Here is an 18,723-nt window from a genome sequence, read left to right as displayed (position 1 = left end):
CCTGCGGCCACGAGCCGCGTCGATACTTGCGAAGGAGCGCACGTGCCCGGAGAGAACCTCACCCGACTCGAAGCCGAGGAGCGCGCCGCGCTCGTGACGGTGCACGACTACGACGTCGTGCTCGACGTCACCGTCGGCCCCGAGGTCTTCACGTCCACCACGACCGTGCGTTTCGACGCGACCACGCCGGGCGCGTCGACCTTCATCGACGCGATCACCGCGAAGGTGCACTCGGTCACGCTCAACGGCGTCGCGCTCGACCCGGCCGAGGTCAGTGACGGCGTGCGCATCCAGCTGCCGAATCTCGCGGCCGAGAACGTGCTCGTCGTCGAGGCCGACGGCCGGTACATGAACACGGGTGAGGGACTGCACCGCTTCGTCGACCCCGCCGACGGCGAGGTGTACCTGTACACCCAGTTCGAGGTGCCCGACTCGCGCCGCATGTTCGCCGTGTTCGAGCAACCCGACCTGAAGGCCGCGTTCCGCTTCACGGTGACCGCGCCGTCGCACTGGCAGGTCGTGTCGAACATGCCCACGCCCGAGCCCGTCGCCGCCGGCACCGACTCGGCGACCTGGTCGTTCGAGCCCACGCACCGCATCTCGAGCTACATCACCGCCCTCGTGGCCGGTCCGTACGACGTCGTCCGCGACGAGCTCACGAGCTCCGACGGCCGTACCATCCCGCTCGGCGTGTTCAGCCGCAAGAGCCTGTCGCAGTACCTCGACGCCGACTACATCTTCGAGAAGACGAAGCAGGGCTTCGAGTACTTCGAAGACAAGTTCGATGTGCCGTACCCGTTCACGAAGTACGACCAGCTGTTCGTGCCCGAGTACAACGCGGGCGCCATGGAGAACGCGGGCTGCGTCACGTTCACCGAGGTGTACGTCTTCCGTTCCAAGGTGACCGACGCGATCAAGGAGCGCCGCGTCGTCACGATCCTGCACGAGCTCGCGCACATGTGGTTCGGCGACCTCGTCACGATGAAGTGGTGGAACGACCTCTGGCTCAACGAGTCCTTCGCCGAATGGGCGTCGACGATCGCGACCGCCGAGGCGACCGAGTGGCACCACGCCTGGACGACGTTCAACTCGATGGAGAAGAGCTGGGCCTACCGCCAGGACCAGCTGCCGTCGACGCACCCGATCGTGGCCGAGATCCGCGACCTGGAAGACGTGCTCGTCAACTTCGACGGCATCACCTACGCCAAGGGCGGCTCGGTGCTCAAGCAGCTCGCCGCCTGGGTCGGCATCGACGCGTTCTTCACCGGCGTTTCCGCGTACTTCAAGAAGCACGCGTGGGGCAACACGACCCTCGCCGACCTGCTCACCGAGCTCGAGACCGCCAGCGGTCGCGACCTGTCGGGCTGGTCGAAGCTGTGGCTCGAGACCGCGGGCGTCAACACCCTCCGCCCCGAGATCGGCACGGATGACGCGGGGAACATCACCTCGTTCGCGGTGCTCCAGTCGGCCCACCCCGACTACCCGACGATCCGCCCGCACCGCCTCGCGATCGGGTTCTACAACCTGCGTGACGGCAAGCTCGTGCGCGAACACCGCGTCGAGCTCGACGTCGACGGCGAGCGCACCGAGGTCGCCGAGCTGACAGGCCTGGCGCGGCCCGACCTCGTGCTCCTCAACGACGACGACCTCGCGTACGCGAAGATCCGCCTCGACGAGGCGTCCCAGCAGGTCGCGATCGCAAACCTCTCGAAGATCGAGGACCCCCTCGCCCGCGCCCTCGTCTGGTCGAGCGTCTGGGACGCCACCCGCGATGCCGAGACCACCGCGAGCGACTACCTCGAGCTCGTGCTCGGCAACATCGCCAGCGAGACCGAGTCGACGACGCTGCGCATCATCCTCGCGAACGCCCAGCTCGCCGCGAGCTCGTACGTCGCGCCCGAGCGCCGCGTCGACGCGCGTCGCACGCTCGCCGACGGGTTCTGGACGCTCGCGCAGCAGGCCGAGGCCGGCAGCGACGCCCAGTTCCAGTTCGTGAAGTCGTTCGCCGCGATCGCCGAGGCCGGCACCCACGTCGACGCACTCGCCGAGCTGTTCGCGGGCACGCGTTCGCTCGAGGGTCTCGACATCGACACCGACCTCGGCTGGGAGCTGCTCATCGCGCTCGTCGCCGCAGGCCGTGCCGGCGACGCCGAGATCGACGCCCGACTCGCGACCGACAAGACCGCGACCGGCCAGGAGTCGGCGGCGCACGCCCGCGCCGCCATGCCGACCGCCGACGGCAAGCAGCGTGCCTGGGACTCGATCGTCGTCGCCGACACCGCGACGAACTCGGTCGTTCGCACCACCGCGGCCGGCTTCGTCCGCGCCGACGACCAGTCGCTGCTCGCACCCTTCGTCGAGCGCTACTTCGGCATGATCGGCGAGGTCTGGAAGACCCGCAGCTACGCCATCGCCGAGAAGCTCGTCGAGCTGCTCTACCCGGCCACGCTCGCGAACCGCGCCCTCGTCGACGCCAGCCACGCCTGGCTCGACGCCAACCAGGACGCCGCACCGGCCCTGCGCCGCCTCGTCATCGAGAACGTCGCCGGCGTCGAACGGGCCCTGGCCGCACAGGCGCGCGACGCGCAGTAGTGCCGTCGGTGGTCGAGTAGCGAAGCGTATCGAGACCCGCGTGCGTGCGGGTCTCGATACGCGTGCTCCCTCGTCGCTCGCTACTCGACCACCGGGTCCGGGGCGGCGGCGAGTGGTACCGGGGTACCACTCGCCGCCGCCCCGAACCATTCCTGCGGCCGATGCGCCGACGGCCGCGGCATCCGTAGCGTCGAAGACATGATCACCGCAACCGCGCTCACCAAGCGCTACGGCGCGAAGACCGCCGTCAACGACATCTCCTTCAGCGTGCGACCCGGCCAGGTGACCGGGTTCCTCGGCCCCAACGGCGCCGGCAAGTCGACCACGATGCGCATGATCGTCGGACTCGACCGCCCGAGCGCGGGCGTGGTCACCGTCGGCGGCAAGGCGTACGCCGAGCACCGTGCACCCCTGCACGAGGTCGGCGCCCTCCTCGATGCGAAGGCCGTGCACACCGGTCGCACCGCCGAGAACCACCTGCTCGCGATGGCGGCGACGCACGGCATCGGCAAGCGCCGCGTGCGCGAGGTCATCGAACTCACCGGCCTCGAGTCGGTCGCCCGCAAGCGCGTCGGCGGCTTCTCGCTCGGCATGGGCCAGCGGCTCGGCATCGCCGCGGCGATGCTCGGCGACCCCTCCACCCTCATCCTGGACGAGCCCGTGAACGGCCTCGACCCCGAGGGCGTGCTGTGGGTGCGCCAGTTCGTGCGCCATCTCGCCGGTGAGGGTCGCACCGTCTTCCTCTCCTCGCACCTCATGAGCGAGATGGCCCAGACCGCCGACCACCTCATCGTGCTCGGCCGCGGCGAGATCATCGCCGACGCACCGGTGGCCGACATCGTCGCCGGCGGCAACCGACCGCGGGTGCGCGTCCGCTCGCCGCACGCCTCGCAGCTCGCCGACCTGCTCGCCGCGCCCGACGTCGCCGTGGTCCGTTCGGAGGCGGGCCTGCTCGAGGTGACGGGGGTCGAGGCATCCGGCATCGGCGACCTCGCCGCCGCGAACGGCCTCGCGATCCACGAACTCACCCCCCAGAACGCGTCGCTCGAGGAGGCCTACATGGCCCTCACGGCCGACGCCGTCGAATACCGTACGGAGGCCGTCCGATGACCACGATCACCCCCACCGCGACGCACCCCTCGCAGACCGCACGCACGTCGCGGCTGACCTTCGGCGGTGTCCTGCGCTCCGAGTGGATCAAGCTGCGCAGCCTGCGATCGACCGTCTGGTCGTACCTCATCGTCATCGCCATCTCGCTCGGGATGGCCCTGCTCATGTCGCTCAGCATGGTGAACGGCATGGGCGGCGAGGAGATCGACGGCGGCCCGCTTCCCGTGGAGCAGACGCACGAGCTCGTCCTCCAGGCCTCCACGTTCGGCGTGTACTTCGGCCAGCTCGTCGTCGGCGTGCTCGGCGTGCTCGTCATCAGCGGCGAGTACACGACCGGAATGATCCGCTCGACGCTCACGGCGGTGCCGAAGCGGCTTCCCGCCCTCGCCGCGAAGGGCGTCGTGTTGTTCGTCGCGACGTTCGTCGTCGGCCTCGTCGCGAACCTCGCGGCGTACGTGACGTCGACGATCGTCTTCGGCAGCGAGTTCGACCTGGCCGACGCGAACACGCTCCTCGTGCTCGCCGGAGGCGCCCTCTATCTCGCGTTCGTGGCCGTGTTCGCACTCGGCGTGGGCACCATGATCCGCTCCAGCGCAGGCGGGATCGCCGCGGTGCTCGGTCTGCTGCTCCTGCTGCCGACGGTGCTGCAGCTCATCCCCGCCGACTGGGCGCACGACGCTATCCCGTACCTGCTCTCGTCGTCGGGCATGACGATGTTCACCGCGATCGGCGCCGACGACGCGGCGATCACCGGGCCGAACGCCTGGCAGAGCCTCCTGATCGTGCTGGCCTGGGTGGGGGCATCCCTCGCCGGCGCCTCGGTGCTCCTGAAGCGCAGGGACGCGTAGAGTCCTGCCTATGACGGAAGCACCGTTCTCCCCCGGCCGCCCGGCTTCGGCGGTCGGGGGAGAACTCCGTCTGCCGAAGCCGCCGGGCGTCATCCGGCAGTTCTGGGCGCGTCACCCTCGGCTGACCGACTCGCTCATCACCGCGGTCTACGTCGTCCCGACCTTCATCGGGGCCGTCGTGATGGCGAGCGACTCGCAGAACCCGCCCCTCTGGTCGACGATGCTGCAACTCATCGGCATCGCGCTCGGCGGCGCCGCGCTGCTGCTGTTCCGGCGCAGCCGCCCGTGGCTCGTGATGGGCGTCGCCTGGGTCGTGTGCTTCCTCGTGTACCCGTTCGGGGCGAGCGACGTGTACCCGATGCTGTTCGCACTGTACGGCCTCGGCGTCTACCGGTCGACGAAGTCGGCCTGGATCGGCTTCGCGGGCTCGGTCGCGGTCTCGACCGCCGCCGCCTACCTCGCGACCTGGATGGCGGCCGATCCCGCCCTCGGTCGGCCCGACCTCGAAGTCGGTCCCGCCGCGGCGTCGTCGCAGTACGCGGTCGTGCTGCTCATCGCGACCCTGATCGGCGTCACGGTGGGCAACCGTCGCCGATACCTCGACGCGCTCATCGCCCGAGCGCACGACCTCGCGCGCGAGCGCGACCAGCAGGCGCAGCTCGCCGCGGCTGCCGAACGTGCCCGCATCGCGCGCGAACTGCACGACATCGTGTCGCACGGCCTCACCGTGATGGTGACGCTCGCCGACGGCTCCGCGGCGACGACCGCGCGCGACCCCGATCGGGCGGCCGAGGTCATGCGCAGCGTCGCCGAGACGGGTCGCGAGGCCCTCGGCGAGATGCGCCGGATGCTCGGCGTGCTGTCGGAGCCGGGTGCCGCCTCGGCCGAGCTCGCGCCCCAGCCGGGACTCGCCGAGCTCCCCGATCTCGTCGACGGGTTCAGGGACGCCGGCCTGCCCGTCCGGCTCACGACCATCGGCCGGCCGGCCGCCGACCCGGCGCGCGAGCTCGCGGCCTACCGGGTGGTGCAGGAGGGCCTCACCAACGCGCTGCGCCACGGCGAGCGCGCGCACCGCGTCGACGTGCGCGTCGAGCACTCGTCGACCGGTCTCGAGATCGTCGTCGACGACGACTCGCCGCCGCCGAGACCGGGAACCGCGACCTCGACGCAGGGCGCCGGACGAGGGCTCGCCGGGCTCCGTGAGCGGGTCGCCCTCTACGGCGGCGTGCTCGAAGCCGGCCCTCGCGCCGGCCGGGGCTGGCGGCTCCGCGCCGCGATCCCCGACCAGGGCACCGACTCCCCCGACCGACCGACGACCGCGAACGAGGCCGACGAATGACCGAGACCGACATCGACGCCTCGACCGCGCCGCCCGTCCGTGTCGGCCTCGTCGACGATCAGGCGCTCGTGCGCACGGGGTTCCGGCTGGTCCTCGACGCCGAGCCCGACGTCGAGGTCGTCGGCGAGGCGGGCGACGGTCGGGCCGCCCTCGAACTCGTCGATGCGAACCGCATCGACGTGCTGCTGATGGACGTGCGGATGCCCGGGATGGACGGCATCGCGGCCACGGCGCAGGTGACGGCGCGGCATCCCGAGACCCGGGTCATCGTGCTCACGACCTTCGATCTCGACGAGTACGCCTTCGCGGCGATCCGGTCGGGAGCCAGCGGGTTCCTCCTGAAGGACGTACGACCGCAGGAGCTCGTGGCCGCGATCCGCACGGTGCACTCGGGCGAGGCGGCGCTCTCGCCCCGGGTGACCCGCCGCATGCTCGAACTGTTCGCCGCAGAACTGCCGATCGACGGCTCGGCGGCAGCGCGTGAGGACGCCGCGGCCGACCCCGCGCCGTTGGACGCGCTCACCACCCGTGAGCGCGAGATCCTCGTCGCGATCGCCGAGGGGCTCAACAACGGCGAGCTCGCCGAGCGATTCTTCCTCTCGGAGTCGACCGTGAAGACCCATGTCGGCCGCGTGCTGCAGAAACTCGGCGCCCGCGACCGGGTGCAGCTCGTCATCCTCGCCTACGAGCTCGGGCTGCTCGCCCCGCACGGTGGCGCCCCCTCGGATCGCTAGGCTGGCTGGGCACCGCCGCTACGAAGGGATCGTCCATGCCTGCTGCCAACCTCACCCGCTCAGAGGCCGAGGAGCGCGCGACGATCGTCGGCTCCCCGAGCTACGAGGTCGTACTCGACCTCACGGGCGACGGCGAGACGTTCCGCAGCGAGACGACGGCCCGGTTCACGGGCGCGCCGGGCGCCTCGACCTTCATCGAGGCCTGCACCGCGCGCGTGCACGAGGTGGTGCTTAACGGGCGGTCGCTCGACCCGGCCGAGGTGAGCGACGGCACGCGCATCCGACTCGACGGCCTCGCCGCCGACAACGAGCTGCGCGTCGTCGCCGACGCCCGGTACACCAACACCGGCGAGGGTCTCCACCGCTTCGTCGACCCCGTCGACGGCGAGACCTACCTCTACACCGAGTTCGCGGTCGCCGAGGCGAACCGCGTGTACGCCGTCTTCGACCAACCCGACCTCAAGGCGGGCGTGCGATTCACGATCACCGCGCCCGCGCACTGGACCGTGCTCTCGAACGCACCCTCCCCCGAGCCGGTGGCGGGCCCCGCGGCATCCTCGGTCGCGACTTGGGCGTTCGAGACCGGGCCCGTCATCTCGAGCTACATCATCGCGATCATCGCCGGTCCCTACGCGAGCTGGCGCGGGACCGCCTCGAGCATCGACGGCCGCGAGGTGCCGCTCGGCCTCTTCACCCGGGCGTCGCTCGCCGAGTACGCCGACCCCGACATGATGTTCTCGACCGTGCAGGCGGGGCTCGCGTTCTATGAGGACGCGTTCGGCGTGCCGTACCCGTACGGCAAGTACGACCAGATCTTCGTGCCCGAGTACAACTGGGGCGCCATGGAGAACGTCGGCGCGGTCACCTTCAACGAGGGGTACCTGTTCCGCTCGCGGGTCTCCGACGCGCGCCGCGAACAGCGCGCGATCGTCGTGCTGCACGAGCTCAGCCACATGTGGTTCGGCAACTCGGTGACCATGAAGTGGTGGAACGACATCTGGCTCAACGAGTCGTTCGCGACCTGGGCGTCGACCCTCGCGACCTCGCAGGTCACCGAGTTCACGGGCGTCTGGTCGACGTTCGCCAACGACGAGAAGACCCACGCCGCCGAGCAGGACCAGCTGCCCTCGACGCACCCGATCGTCGCCGAGATCCGTGACCTCGAAGACGTGGAGGTCAACTTCGACGCCATCACCTACGACAAGGGCGCGTCGGTGCTGAAGCAGCTCGTCGCCTGGGTCGGCCTCGACGCGTTCAAGCGCGGGGTGGGCGCCTATCTCGCGAAGCACTCGGGCGGAAATGCGACCCTGCGCGACCTGCTCGACGAGCTCGAGGCCGCGAGCGGCCGCGAGCTCACCGAGTGGTCGCGGCTCTGGCTCGAGACGGCGGGCGTGAACACGCTGCGCGCCGACGTCGAGACGGATGCCTCGGGCACCATCATCTCCGCGGCCGTCGTGCAGACCGCGGCCGAGTCGCATCCGACCCTCCGACCGCACCGGCTCGCGATCGGCTACTACGAGCTCGATGCGTTCGGCAAGCTCCAGCGCACGGGCCGCTTCGAGCTCGACGTCGACGGTGCACGCACGGCGGTGCCTGAGCTCGTCGGACTCGCGAGACCCGACCTGCTGCTCGTGAACGACGACGACCTCACCTACGCCAAGGTGCGCCTCGACGGCGCCTCGTTCGAGACGGCGGTTCGGCACCTCGCCGAGATCGCCGACCCGGTCGCCCGCGCGGTCGTGCTCGGTTCCGCGTGGGACGCGGTGCGCGACGCCGAGTTGCCGGCCGCCGCATTCGTGCGACTCGTGCTCGCGGCGATCGGCCACGAGACCCAGTCGTCGGCACGGTCGCTCGCGCTCAGCCGGCTCGAGCTCGCCGTCGGGCGCTACCTCGCCGACGAGCACCGCGAGCGGCTGGCGGCCGAGGCGGGCGACGCGATCTGGGCGCTCGCCGAACTCGCACCCGCCGGGTCCGACGCGCAGCTGCAGTTCGTCAAGGCCTTCACGGCGCTCGCGTCGAGCGACGCGCACGGCGACGTGCTCGGCAGCCTCCTGGAGGGCTCCGTCTCGCTCGACGGACTCGCGATCGACCTCGACCTGCGCTGGGAGATCGTGATCGCCCGCTCGGCGCTCGGCGCGGGCGACGACGACGAGATCGACGCCGCCCTCGCCGCCGACGACACCGCGAAGGGCCGCCAGCTCGCAGCGACGGCGCGCGCGGCGCGGCCCGACCAGGCGGTGAAGGATGCCGCGTGGCGGCGTGCCATGACCGACGAGAGCCTCTCGAACGACCTCGCGCGGGCCGTCGCCGACGGTTGGCGCCGGACGAACTCGCCGGAACTCCTCGCGGCGGTCGCGCGCGACTACTTCGACGCGATGCCGACGGTGTGGGCCGACCGCAGCTTCAACATGGCCTCGATCCTCTCGAAGCGCCTGTTCCCGACGCCGCTCGTCGATGCCGACCTCGCCGAGTTCGCCCGAGCCTGGCTCGCCGATCACCCCGAGCCGGCGTCGATGCACCGGGTCGTCGCCGAGCACCTCGCCGAGCTCGACCGCGCGCTCGCCGCGCGCGCACGCGATGCCAGCGAGCTCTCGGATGGGGCTCAGTAGACTTGCACACCATGTTCGGGTTCACGACATTCACGGCCGCCCAAGCGGAAGACAACCCGGTCAACCCCAACTTCTGGACTGATCTCGGCACTTGGTGGGCGACGAACTGGGATGTCATCCTCGGCAAGTTGATCTCCATCGTGATGATCATCGTGATCGCGCTGCTGATCCGCTGGGTGCTGCACTTCGTCATCGAGCGGGTCGTCAAGCAGATCGTCACGGGCGTCAAGAAGAAGCAGGACGTCACCGACACCCAGGCCCTGCAAGCATCGCCGCTCGCGGCGGTGCGCGTCGTTCAGCGCACCCGCACGCTCGGCACGGTGCTCACGAACATCGTCAACGTGACGCTCTTCATCGTCGTCGTGCTGCTCATCGTCACGACGATCAACGAGCAGATCCTCGGCTCCTTCGCGCTCTTGACCGCCGCGGTCGGCGCAGGCCTCGGCTTCGGTGCGCAGAACATCGTGAAGGACGCACTGAACGGCATCTTCATGGTCGTCGAGGACCAGCTCGGCGTCGGCGACGTCGTCGACCTCGGCCCCGCGACGGGCATCGTCGAGGAGGTGCGCATCCGTATCACGACGGTCCGCGACGTCAACGGCACGCTCTGGTTCGTGCGCAACGGCGAGATCCTGCGCGTCGGCAACATGTCCCAGGGCTGGGCCCGCGTCATCATCGACCTCGCCGTGCCGTACGACGCCGACGTCGAGTCCGTCGAGGCCGAACTGCTGCGCACCGCGACCGAGATGGCGCACTCGAGCAAGTGGCGTTCCCGCGTGCTCGAGAAGCCCGAGGTCTGGGGGCTCGAGTCGATCTCCGCCGACGCGATGGTGCTGCGGGTCGTCATGAAGGTGCGGTCCTCGGCGAAGGACGACGTCGCCCGCGAGCTCCGGATGCGCCTGAAGCGCACACTCGACGAGATGGAGCTGAAGCTGCCGAGCCTCGCGAGCGTCGTGCTTACCGGCTTCGACGGCGCAACTCGGGTGAAGGGCGCGAAGCCGCCGCGCACCGCGCCGAACTCGGTCGTCCCCGGGCAGACCATGACGAAGCCGAAGAACCGGGCACCGCGCCTGCCACGCGGCACGGTCGGCGGCACTGGGGCCGCCGGAACGACGCCGACCACGCCGAAGCCGCCAACCCCGCCCACGGGAGGCACCGCATGACCGAGCCGCAGTCGTTCTACGAGCAGGTCGGCGGCAGTGCGACGTTCGAGCGGCTTGTCGCCGAGTTCTACCGCGGCGTCGCCGACGACCCCGTGCTGAAGCCCATGTACCCCGAGGAGGACCTCGGTCCGGCTGCGCGACGCCTGCAGCTCTTCCTCGAGCAGTACTGGGGCGGACCGACGGCCTACGGCGAGGAGCGGGGCCACCCGCGACTGCGCCTCCGCCACCAGCCGTTCAAGGTCAACCCCGACGCCCGTGACCGCTGGCTCGCCCACATGCGCACCGCCGTCGACTCGCTCGAGCTGCCCCCGCTCGCCGAGGAGACGCTGTGGGACTATCTCCAACGTGCCGCGTTCGCCATGGTGAACACGTTCGACGACTGACCGATCCACCCGCCACCCACCCGAAGCGACGAAGGAGTCACTGTGGCAGCCAACCCCACCCCCGATGCGATCATCGTCGGCGCCGGCCTCTCCGGCCTCGTCGCGGCATCCGAGCTCGTCGATGCCGGCCGCAGGGTCGTGATCGTCGACCAGGAACCCGCGGCGAGCCTCGGCGGCCAGGCCCACTGGTCGTTCGGCGGCCTCTTCCTCATCGATTCACCCGAGCAGCGCCGCATGGGCGTCAAGGACTCGCTCGACCTCGCCCGGCAGGACTGGGCCGGCACCGCGGGCTTCGACCGCGATGAGGACGAATGGGGCCGCCGCTGGGCCGACGCGTACCTCGAGTTCGCCGCCGGTGAGAAGCGTGCGTGGCTGCACGAGAAGGGCGTGCGGTTCTTCCCCGTCGTCGGCTGGGCCGAACGCGGCGCCGGGCAGGCGATCAGCCACGGCAACTCGGTGCCCCGGTTCCACATCACCTGGGGCACCGGTCCGGGCGTGCTCGCGCCGTTCATCGCCCGGGTGAAGGCCGGCGAGGCCGCGGGCCTCGTCGAGTTCCGCCACCGCCACCGCGTCGACGAGCTCATCGTCGAGGGCGGTGCGGTCGTGGGCGTCCGCGGCGCCCTGCTGGCCGCCGACGACGCCGCGCGCGGCGAGGCCTCGAACCGCGACGTGGTCGGCGACTTCGAGCTTCGCGCGCCCGCCGTGGTCGTCTCGTCGGGTGGCATCGGCGGCAACCACGAACTCGTGCGCGCGGCGTGGCCGGCGCGGCTCGGCGAGCCGCCCGCCGAGATGCTCTCGGGCGTGCCGGCGCACGTCGACGGACGCATGCTCGGCATCGCCGAGGCATCCGGCGCGCGTCTCGTGAACGGCGACCGCATGTGGCACTACACCGAGGGCATCACCAACTGGGACCCGGTCTGGCCGCTGCACGGCATCCGCATCCTGCCGGGGCCCTCATCGCTCTGGTTCGACGCCGAGGGTCGCCGCCTGCCGCCGCCGCTCTTCCCCGGCTTCGACACGCTCGGCACGCTCGAACACCTCATGGCGACCGGCCACGGGCACTCGTGGTTCGTGCTCACCCAGAAGATCATCGAGAAGGAGTTCGCCCTCTCGGGCAGCGAGCAGAACCCCGACCTGACGGGCAAGGACCTGAAGCTCCTCGCCCAGCGCGTCCGGCCCGGCGCCCCCGCACCGGTCGAGGCGTTCAAGGAGCACGGCGTCGACTTCATCGTCGCCGACACCCTCGACGAGCTGCTCGAGCGGATGAGCGACCTCTCCCCCGAGGTCGAGCTCGACACCGCGAACATCGAGCGCGAGGTGCACGCCCACGATCGCGAGATCGAGAACGAGTTCTCGAAGGACCTGCAGATCACGGCGCTCCGCGGTGCGCGCCGCTACCGCGGCGACAAGCTCATCCGGGTGGCGACCCCGCATCGCTTCCTCGACCCAGAGGCCGGCCCGCTCATCGCCGTGAAGCTGCACATCCTCACCCGCAAGAGTCTCGGCGGCATCCAGACCGACCTCGACTCGCGCGCGCTCGGCGCCGACGGCACGCCCGTGCCGGGCCTCTACGCGGTCGGCGAGGCGGCCGGCTTCGGCGGTGGCGGCGTGCACGGCTACCGGGCGCTCGAGGGCACCTTCCTCGGCGGATGCCTCTTCACGGGCCGTTCGGCGGGGCGGGCGATCGCGCGCGGCTGAGTCGGGAGTCCGACGTCAGGACTTCAGCGTCCACGGCTTGCGGCGCACGAGCACGTGTCCGCGGCGCGACGTGAGTCGCGTCCACGGACCGGTCTCGAAGAGCCGGACCGGGTCGTCGCCGAGGAACCCGAGGCTGAACGCGGCGAAGGCGGCGCCGGTGGGCACGTACTCGAGCCCGTCGACCCCGCGACCCCAGACCTCGGAACGCACCCGCTGCACGAGCTGCTCGCCGGTGCCCTCGGGAATGGCCTTCGCCACCTCGTCGATGCCCTCGCGGGCGGCGGACTCCAGCACCGCGGCATCCGTCTCACCGAGCGCCCGCCAGCCGCCCCTGGGCGGCGAGATGCCCGCCCAGGTCACGGTGTTCACCTCGGGCGGGCGGGACATCGACACCGGACGCGACTCGTCGTCCTCGCCGAGTTCGCCACGCGCCCGGACGATGCGCTCGACGAGCGAGCGCATCGGCACGACCGAGTCGAACTCGTCGTCGTCGGCGAGGGCGAACGTGCGCAGTCCCAGCACGGTCGGGCTCTCGTCGAGGATGCCGCGGGGGTAGAGGATCGCGGTGTAGACGGCGAGGATGCGGGAGCCCGCGACGAGGCGCACCGACCCGTCTTCGACGCGGCCGGCCCGCTGGAGGTACGTGTGCAGGTCACCGAGCGACAAGCTGTCGGCGAGCGTGAGTCGTTCAACCATCTCCTGTCTAAACTACCAAGTGCGCAGGCCGCATTCCGGCGCATTGCGGTTCGCTGCGCAGCCGCGGCCGCCCACCGACACGGAGGATCGATGAACGGACCGATCGACGGCCTGCTGAGCACGCTCAACCTCACCGACACCGGTGCCCGCACGACGGAGGACATCTTCACCGGTCCGTCGCAGTGGATGCCGCTCGGCCGCGTCTTCGGCGGGCAGGTGCTCGCCCAGTCGATCGTCGCGGCGCTGCGCACCGTGCCCGAGGACCGCAACATCCACTCGATGCACGGCTACTTCCTGCGGCCGGGTGACGTCGCGCACCCGATCACCTTCTCGGTGGATCGCATCCACGACGGCAGGTCGTTCTCCACGCGGCGCACGCAGGCCTACCAGCACGGCGAGCCGATCCTGTCGCTCATCGCCTCGTTCCAGACCCACGACGAGGGCGTCGAGCACCAGCTCGAGATGCCCGAGGGCCTGCCGGATCCCGAGTCGCTGCCGTCGACGGCCGACGTGCTCGGCAGCGTCGAACACGACGTCGCCCGCTACTGGTCGAGCGAGCGCGCCTTCGATGTGCGGCACGTGCCGTCGCCCGTGTACCTCTCGGTCGAGGGCGAGCGGTCGCCGCGGCAGGCGGTGTGGATGAAGGCGTTCGGCCGGCTTCCCGACGACCCCAAGCAGCACCGCGCGGCGCTCGCCTACGCGAGCGACTACTCCATCCTCGAGCCCGTGCTCCGTGCGCACGGAGTGGCCTGGGCGACGCCCGGTCTCAAGGTCGCGAGCCTCGACCACGCGATGTGGTGGCACCGCGACGCCCGCGTCGACGAATGGCTGCTGTACGTGCAGGAGTCGCCGTCGGCGAGCGGCGGGCGCGGCCTCTCGCTGGGTCGCATCTACACCCGCGAGGGGTTGCTCGTCGCGAGCGTCGCCCAGGAGGGCATGGTGCGGGTCCCGCACCCCGCCGACTTCGACTGAGTTTCCGCCGTGGGTTCCGGGCGCAGCTGCGACCGGTGGCACACAATGGTGAGCAGGGCGCCGCTCGACGCCCGACACGGACGAAGGAGTTCGGCGATGGCGACTTCCCCCGATCTCACGCGGCGCGCGGCGATCGCACTCGGTTCGGCCGGCGCGATCGGCGGTGCGCTCGCACTGGCCGGCTGCACGGACGCCTCCGGCACCGGCTCCGATTCCGCGCCGCCTGCTGCCGGGGATGCCTCATCGGCCCCGCCGCCCGCCGGGGAGCAGGTCGCCGCGGCGGCCGATGTTCCCGTCGGCGGCAGCATCGACGCGACCGTCGCCGGTGCCCCGGTGCTCGTGGCGCAACCGAAGGCCGGCGAGTACGTCGCCTTCAGCGCCATCTGCACCCACCAGCAGTGCGTCGTGGCGGCAGCGGGCGCCGAGTTCCACTGCCCGTGCCACGGGTCGATCTACGACGCGGCGACCGGCGACGTGCTGGCGGGGCCGGCACCCGAGCCGCTCAGCCCGATCAAGATCGAGGTCGCCGGCGACGAGATCGTCACGGCGTCCTGAGACCGACCGGAGTCCACAGGAGGCCCGGCGACGCGGCACAGCGGGAGCTCAGCGCCCACGCACCAAGGCCGTCGGAACCCGCGCCGAGGTCGGCGACGCGGCCAGCGGGAGCTCAGCGCCGACGGAACTCGATCGGCGCCTCGAGGTACGGCTCCCACGCGGCGCGCTCGTCGTCGCTCATGCGCCGCGGCCGCTCGGTCGCGGCATCCACGAGCACGATCGTCGTGACCGCACGGGTGTACAGCACGCGCGGCGACGCCCCGGCCGGCGAGTAGACCTCGTAGCAGACGTCGAGGCTCGCACCGCCCATGTGCCCGATCCACAGCTCGACGTCGAGCGGCAGCCGCTGATACGGGATGGGGGCGAGGTACTCCACCTCTTGGCGCGCGATGAGTGTGATCGTCGTCGAGCCGGGCGTCGCATCGAGCACCGCCGTCGACGCGCCGACCGCGTGTTCTGCAGTGCCGTCGTCGTTCACCCAGAACGCCTGGATGCGAGCCTCCTCGAGAAGGCTCAGCATCCGGGCGTTGTTCACGTGCCCGTAGGCGTCGAGATCGCTCCAGCGGAGCGGAGTCGGCACGTGCAGGCGCATCTCAGTCTCGCGTGAGCTTGCGGTACGTGGAACGGTGCGGCTTCGCGGCGTCGGCGCCGAGGCGCTCGACCTTGTTCGCCTCGTACGCCTCGAAGTTGCCCTCGAACCAGTGCCAGTTCGACGGGTTCTCGTCGGTGCCCTCGTACGCGAGGATGTGCGTCGCGATGCGGTCGAGGAACCACCGGTCGTGGGTGATCACGACGGCGCAGCCGGGGAACTCGAGCAGCGCGTTCTCGAGGCTCGACAGCGTCTCGACGTCGAGGTCGTTGGTCGGCTCGTCGAGGAGCAGCAGGTTGCCGCCCTGCTTCAGGGTGAGAGCGAGGTTCAGCCGGTTGCGCTCACCGCCCGACAGGACGCCCGCGCGCTTCTGCTGGTCGGGCCCCTTGAACCCGAAGGTCGAGACGTACGCACGGCTCGGCACCTCGGTCTTGCCGACCTGGATGTAGTCGAGCCCGTCGGAGACGACCTCCCACAGGGACTTGTTCGGGTCGATGCCGCCACGGGTCTGGTCGACGTACGAGATCTGCACGGTCTCGCCGATCTTCACGTCGCCGCCGTCGGCGGGTTCGATGCCCACGATCGTCTTGAAGAGCGTGGTCTTGCCGACGCCGTTCGGACCGATGATGCCGACGATGCCGTTGCGCGGCAGCGAGAAGCTGAGCCCGTCGATGAGGACCCGGTCGCCGAAGCCCTTCTTCAGGTTCTTGACCTCGAGCACGATGTCGCCGAGGCGGGGACCAGCCGGAATCTGGATCTCCTCGAAGTCGAGCTTGCGCGTGCGCTCGGCCTCTGTCGCCATCTCCTCGTACCGGGCGAGACGGGCCTTCGACTTGGCCTGCCGGCCCTTCGCGTTCGAGCGGACCCACTCGAGCTCTTCCTTCAGTCGCTTCGCGAGCTTCGCGTCCTTCTTGCCCTGGACGGTGAGTCGCTCCTGCTTCTTCTCGAGGTAGGTCGAATAGTTGCCCTCGTAGGGGTAGAGGCGACCGCGGTCGACCTCGCAGATCCACTCGGCGACGTGGTCGAGGAAATACCGGTCGTGGGTGACGGCGAGCACCGCGCCGGGGTACTTCGCGAGGTGCTGCTCGAGCCAGAGCACGCTCTCGGCGTCGAGGTGGTTCGTGGGCTCGTCGAGGAGCAGCAGGTCGGGCTTCTGCAGGAGGAGCTTGCAGAGTGCGACGCGGCGCTTCTCACCGCCCGAGAGCACCGAGACGATCTCGTCGCCCGGTGGGCACCGCAGCGCGTCCATCGCCTGCTCGAGCTGCGAGTCGAGATCCCACGCGTCGGCCGCGTCGATCTCCTCCTGCAGCGTTCCCATCTCGGCGAGGAGGGCATCGAAGTCGGCATCGGGCTCGGCCATGAGCAGCGAGATCTCGTTGAAGCGGTCGAGCTTCGCCTTGATCGGGCCGACGCCCTGCTGGACGTTCTCGAGCACGGTCTTGTCCTCGTCGAGCTCGGGCTCCTGCATGAGGATGCCCACGGAGAAGCCGGGGGTGAGCTTCGCCTCGCCGTTCGACGGCTGATCGAGGCCGGCCATGATCTTGAGGATCGTCGACTTTCCGGCGCCGTTCGGACCGACGACGCCGATCTTCGCTCCGGGGAGGAACGCCATCGTCACGTCGTCGAGGATGACCTTGTCGCCGACCGCCTTGCGGGCGCGCACCATCGAGTAAATGTATTCAGCCAAGTCTTTTCCTCACACCGTTCGGCGGCCACCGAGCACGGGCCGCCGCATGTCGGCTACCAGTCTATGGGGCGCATCTGCCCGATGAGGCAGCCGCCCGTGCCGAGCGCGGGGCGCACCGCGCCGTGATAGCCGCCCGACTTGGGGCCGTACTGGCCGACGAGGCACTCGTCCTGGAAGAGCACGGCGAACTGGATCGAGTCGGCAGGATCGCCCTGGGTCGTCTCGTCGGAGGTCACCTGCATCGCCTGCTTGTCGAAGCCGGCGGCGACGAGCGCGTCGATGAAATCGCGACCGTGCGCTTCGGCGTTGGCGACGACGACGGCCGCGTTGACCGAGTTGAAGTACTCGAGGTTCTCGGCGGCCGAGAGCTCGGGTCGGAGCGTCGGCGGCGCAGCCGGCGCGGTCGATGCCGGAACCGATGCGCTCGGCGACTGCGAAGCGGTCGGCGGCGTCGACCCGCCGAACGTGCAGCCGGCGAGCGCGAGCACCGTCGCGGTCGTGACCAGCGCGAGCGCCGCCGTCGTGCCGATCCGCCGTGCCATGCTTCCCCTCACCGCGGTGTCGACCGCCCGAGCCGAGTCTATGCGTTCGACCGGCTCGAGCGGCCAGCCCCGATCAGTCGCTCGCCGATTCGGCGTAGGCGCGCTCGAGTTCGTCATCCGTTGCGATCGGTTCGAGGCCGAGGCTCCCGGTGTCGCCGATTCCGTCGCCGATTCCGCCGAATTCGCCGGCCGACGACACACTCGACCAACCGGCGTCGTCGACGGGCGCGGCCACGTCGTCGGCGGCGTCGCCCGCGCCGGACTCGGCCGACCGGGATTCGGACTGCGTACGGACGTACGACGAGATGCACCACGCCATGTCGTGCCCGATCGCATCGGCTTCGATGTCGACGGAGGTACCGGATTTGCCACCCGCCTCCCACGCGCGCACCCGCAGACGCCCCTGCACGACGACGTGCTGGCCCTTGCGCACCGAGAAGCCGGCGTTGTGGCCGAGCTGCCGGAACGCCGACACCGTGAACCAGTTCGTCTCCGTGCTCTCCCACGTGCCCTTGGCCTTGTCGAAGTAGCGCCGGTTGGACGCGAGGCGGAACGAGGTGATGACGACGCCGTCGCCGATCACCTTCTGGGTCGGATCGGTGCCGACGATGCCGGTCACCGTGATGCTGTCGGTCATGTGCTCTCCTCGAGTCGTGCGCCGTCGCGAGTCGACGGCTCGTGGTTCCGGAGCGACCTCGTGCCGGATGCCGCCCCGGAACCACGTGCCACCAGCGTCGCGTCGGGCACGGAGCATCCCGCCGTCGTCGAGCCGATCTGTGGACGAGGCGAACAGAACCGCGCCTGTCGAGGAGAAGTCGCCGGTTTGGCGTCGGACGGCCGCGAACGAGCGGGAAGGCCGATGTCGGCGGGTCGGAATACGCTCACCGCATCACCCGCGCAGGGCCGGCTGCGACATCGAGAGGAGCAACATGTCGACCATCGCCGCCCGCGTGCGCGACCCCTTCCCCATCACCGTCCCCGGCCTCGCCATCCTGCCCGCGGGCCCCGACCTCTGGCGCGTGGTGCGTCCCGGCGGCACGGTGCTCGGCCACGTCGAGCGCCGCGGCGACGGCATCACCGCACGGTTCGCGGTCCGGCGGTTCGTACCCGGCGGCCGCCCACCGGTGCCGCTCGGCGAGTTCTGGTCGCCCGAGTCGGCGATCGAACTGTTCCGTTGAACGCGGCGTCGATTCGGGCCACGCCGTC

17 protein-coding genes are annotated in these 18,723 nt (G+C 70.5%); 12 read left to right on the top strand and 5 right to left on the bottom strand.

From position 1 onward, the window contains the following. Positions 1 to 42 precede the first annotated feature (42 nt). From pepN (MUN74_RS17010) to MUN74_RS16970, 9 genes are all read left to right on the top strand, one after another. Positions 43 to 2,592 (top strand): aminopeptidase N, encoded by a 2,550-nt coding sequence (gene pepN / locus MUN74_RS17010; protein WP_244853803.1) that lies wholly within the window; start codon positions 43 to 45, stop codon positions 2,590 to 2,592. Positions 2,593 to 2,790: 198 nt separating this feature from the next. Beyond that, complete coding sequence (locus MUN74_RS17005) at positions 2,791 to 3,702, top strand: ATP-binding cassette domain-containing protein (protein ID WP_244853802.1); 912 nt, start codon at positions 2,791 to 2,793, stop codon at positions 3,700 to 3,702. Further along, positions 3,699 to 4,550: an ABC transporter permease gene (locus tag MUN74_RS17000; RefSeq protein ID WP_244853801.1), complete on the top strand. Its 852-nt coding sequence runs from the start codon at positions 3,699 to 3,701 to the stop codon at positions 4,548 to 4,550. The genes MUN74_RS17005 and MUN74_RS17000 overlap by 4 nt, the downstream gene beginning before the upstream one ends. 10 nt (positions 4,551 to 4,560) lie before the next feature. Then, on the top strand, positions 4,561 to 5,889 hold the full coding sequence (locus MUN74_RS16995) for a sensor histidine kinase (protein ID WP_244853800.1): 1,329 nt from the start codon (positions 4,561 to 4,563) through the stop codon (positions 5,887 to 5,889). Continuing rightward, positions 5,886 to 6,623, top strand: coding sequence for a response regulator transcription factor (locus tag MUN74_RS16990; protein WP_244853799.1), 738 nt, complete (start codon positions 5,886 to 5,888; stop codon positions 6,621 to 6,623). The genes MUN74_RS16995 and MUN74_RS16990 overlap by 4 nt, the downstream gene beginning before the upstream one ends. 35 nt (positions 6,624 to 6,658) lie before the next feature. Next, complete coding sequence (pepN, locus tag MUN74_RS16985) at positions 6,659 to 9,232, top strand: aminopeptidase N (RefSeq protein WP_244853798.1); 2,574 nt, start codon at positions 6,659 to 6,661, stop codon at positions 9,230 to 9,232. Between the two features lie 11 nt (positions 9,233 to 9,243). Continuing rightward, positions 9,244 to 10,395, top strand: a complete 1,152-nt coding sequence (locus MUN74_RS16980) for a mechanosensitive ion channel family protein (RefSeq protein WP_244853797.1) — start codon at positions 9,244 to 9,246, stop codon at positions 10,393 to 10,395. Beyond that, on the top strand, positions 10,392 to 10,778 hold the full coding sequence (locus MUN74_RS16975; protein WP_244853796.1) for a globin: 387 nt from the start codon (positions 10,392 to 10,394) through the stop codon (positions 10,776 to 10,778). Before MUN74_RS16980 ends, MUN74_RS16975 begins: the two co-directional genes overlap by 4 nt. Before the next feature lie 42 nt (positions 10,779 to 10,820). Next, the gene (locus tag MUN74_RS16970; RefSeq protein WP_244853795.1) at positions 10,821 to 12,476 is read left to right on the top strand and encodes an FAD-binding dehydrogenase; all 1,656 of its coding nucleotides are present in this window, start codon (positions 10,821 to 10,823) and stop codon (positions 12,474 to 12,476) included. A gap of 15 nt (positions 12,477 to 12,491) precedes the next feature. On the opposite strand, the gene MUN74_RS16965 is transcribed toward MUN74_RS16970, so the two are convergent. Beyond that, positions 12,492 to 13,172: a DUF8185 domain-containing protein gene (locus MUN74_RS16965; protein WP_244853794.1), complete on the bottom strand. Its 681-nt coding sequence runs from the start codon at positions 13,170 to 13,172 to the stop codon at positions 12,492 to 12,494. 90 nt (positions 13,173 to 13,262) lie between these two features. Here MUN74_RS16965 and MUN74_RS16960 point away from each other — a divergent pair, with 90 nt between their 5' ends. Together MUN74_RS16960 and MUN74_RS16955 are read left to right on the top strand one after the other, a co-directional pair. Beyond that, positions 13,263 to 14,144, top strand: coding sequence for an acyl-CoA thioesterase (locus MUN74_RS16960; protein WP_244853793.1), 882 nt, complete (start codon positions 13,263 to 13,265; stop codon positions 14,142 to 14,144). 96 nt (positions 14,145 to 14,240) lie between these two features. Then, on the top strand, positions 14,241 to 14,699 hold the full coding sequence (locus MUN74_RS16955; RefSeq protein ID WP_244853792.1) for a QcrA and Rieske domain-containing protein: 459 nt from the start codon (positions 14,241 to 14,243) through the stop codon (positions 14,697 to 14,699). 112 nt (positions 14,700 to 14,811) lie between these two features. On the opposite strand, the gene MUN74_RS16950 is transcribed toward MUN74_RS16955, so the two are convergent. The 4 genes from MUN74_RS16950 to MUN74_RS16935 all read right to left on the bottom strand — a co-directional run bounded on the left by MUN74_RS16950 (position 14,812) and on the right by MUN74_RS16935 (position 18,154). Further along, a complete protein-coding gene (locus MUN74_RS16950) occupies positions 14,812 to 15,291 on the bottom strand; it encodes an acyl-CoA thioesterase (RefSeq protein WP_244853791.1) in 480 nt (159 codons plus the stop codon). A 1-nt stretch (position 15,292) separates the two neighbouring features. Then, the gene (ettA, locus tag MUN74_RS16945; protein WP_244853790.1) at positions 15,293 to 16,975 is read right to left on the bottom strand and encodes an energy-dependent translational throttle protein EttA; all 1,683 of its coding nucleotides are present in this window, start codon (positions 16,973 to 16,975) and stop codon (positions 15,293 to 15,295) included. 53 nt (positions 16,976 to 17,028) lie between these two features. Beyond that, entirely contained in the window at positions 17,029 to 17,517 is a 489-nt protein-coding gene (locus MUN74_RS16940; protein WP_244853789.1) for a DUF6993 domain-containing protein, read from the bottom strand. Between the two features lie 73 nt (positions 17,518 to 17,590). Continuing rightward, positions 17,591 to 18,154 (bottom strand): single-stranded DNA-binding protein, encoded by a 564-nt coding sequence (locus MUN74_RS16935; RefSeq protein ID WP_244853788.1) that lies wholly within the window; start codon positions 18,152 to 18,154, stop codon positions 17,591 to 17,593. 292 nt (positions 18,155 to 18,446) lie between these two features. On the opposite strand from MUN74_RS16935, the gene MUN74_RS16930 reads away from it, so the two are divergent. Further along, on the top strand, positions 18,447 to 18,695 hold the full coding sequence (locus tag MUN74_RS16930) for a hypothetical protein (RefSeq protein ID WP_244853787.1): 249 nt from the start codon (positions 18,447 to 18,449) through the stop codon (positions 18,693 to 18,695). Positions 18,696 to 18,723: the final 28 nt, after the last annotated feature.

Origin of the sequence: Agromyces sp. H17E-10, assembly GCF_022919715.1 — a bacterium.
Taxonomy (GTDB): domain Bacteria; phylum Actinomycetota; class Actinomycetes; order Actinomycetales; family Microbacteriaceae; genus Agromyces.
Note: the sequence above shows the minus strand (reverse complement) of the source record. Positions and strands in the feature narration are given on the sequence as shown.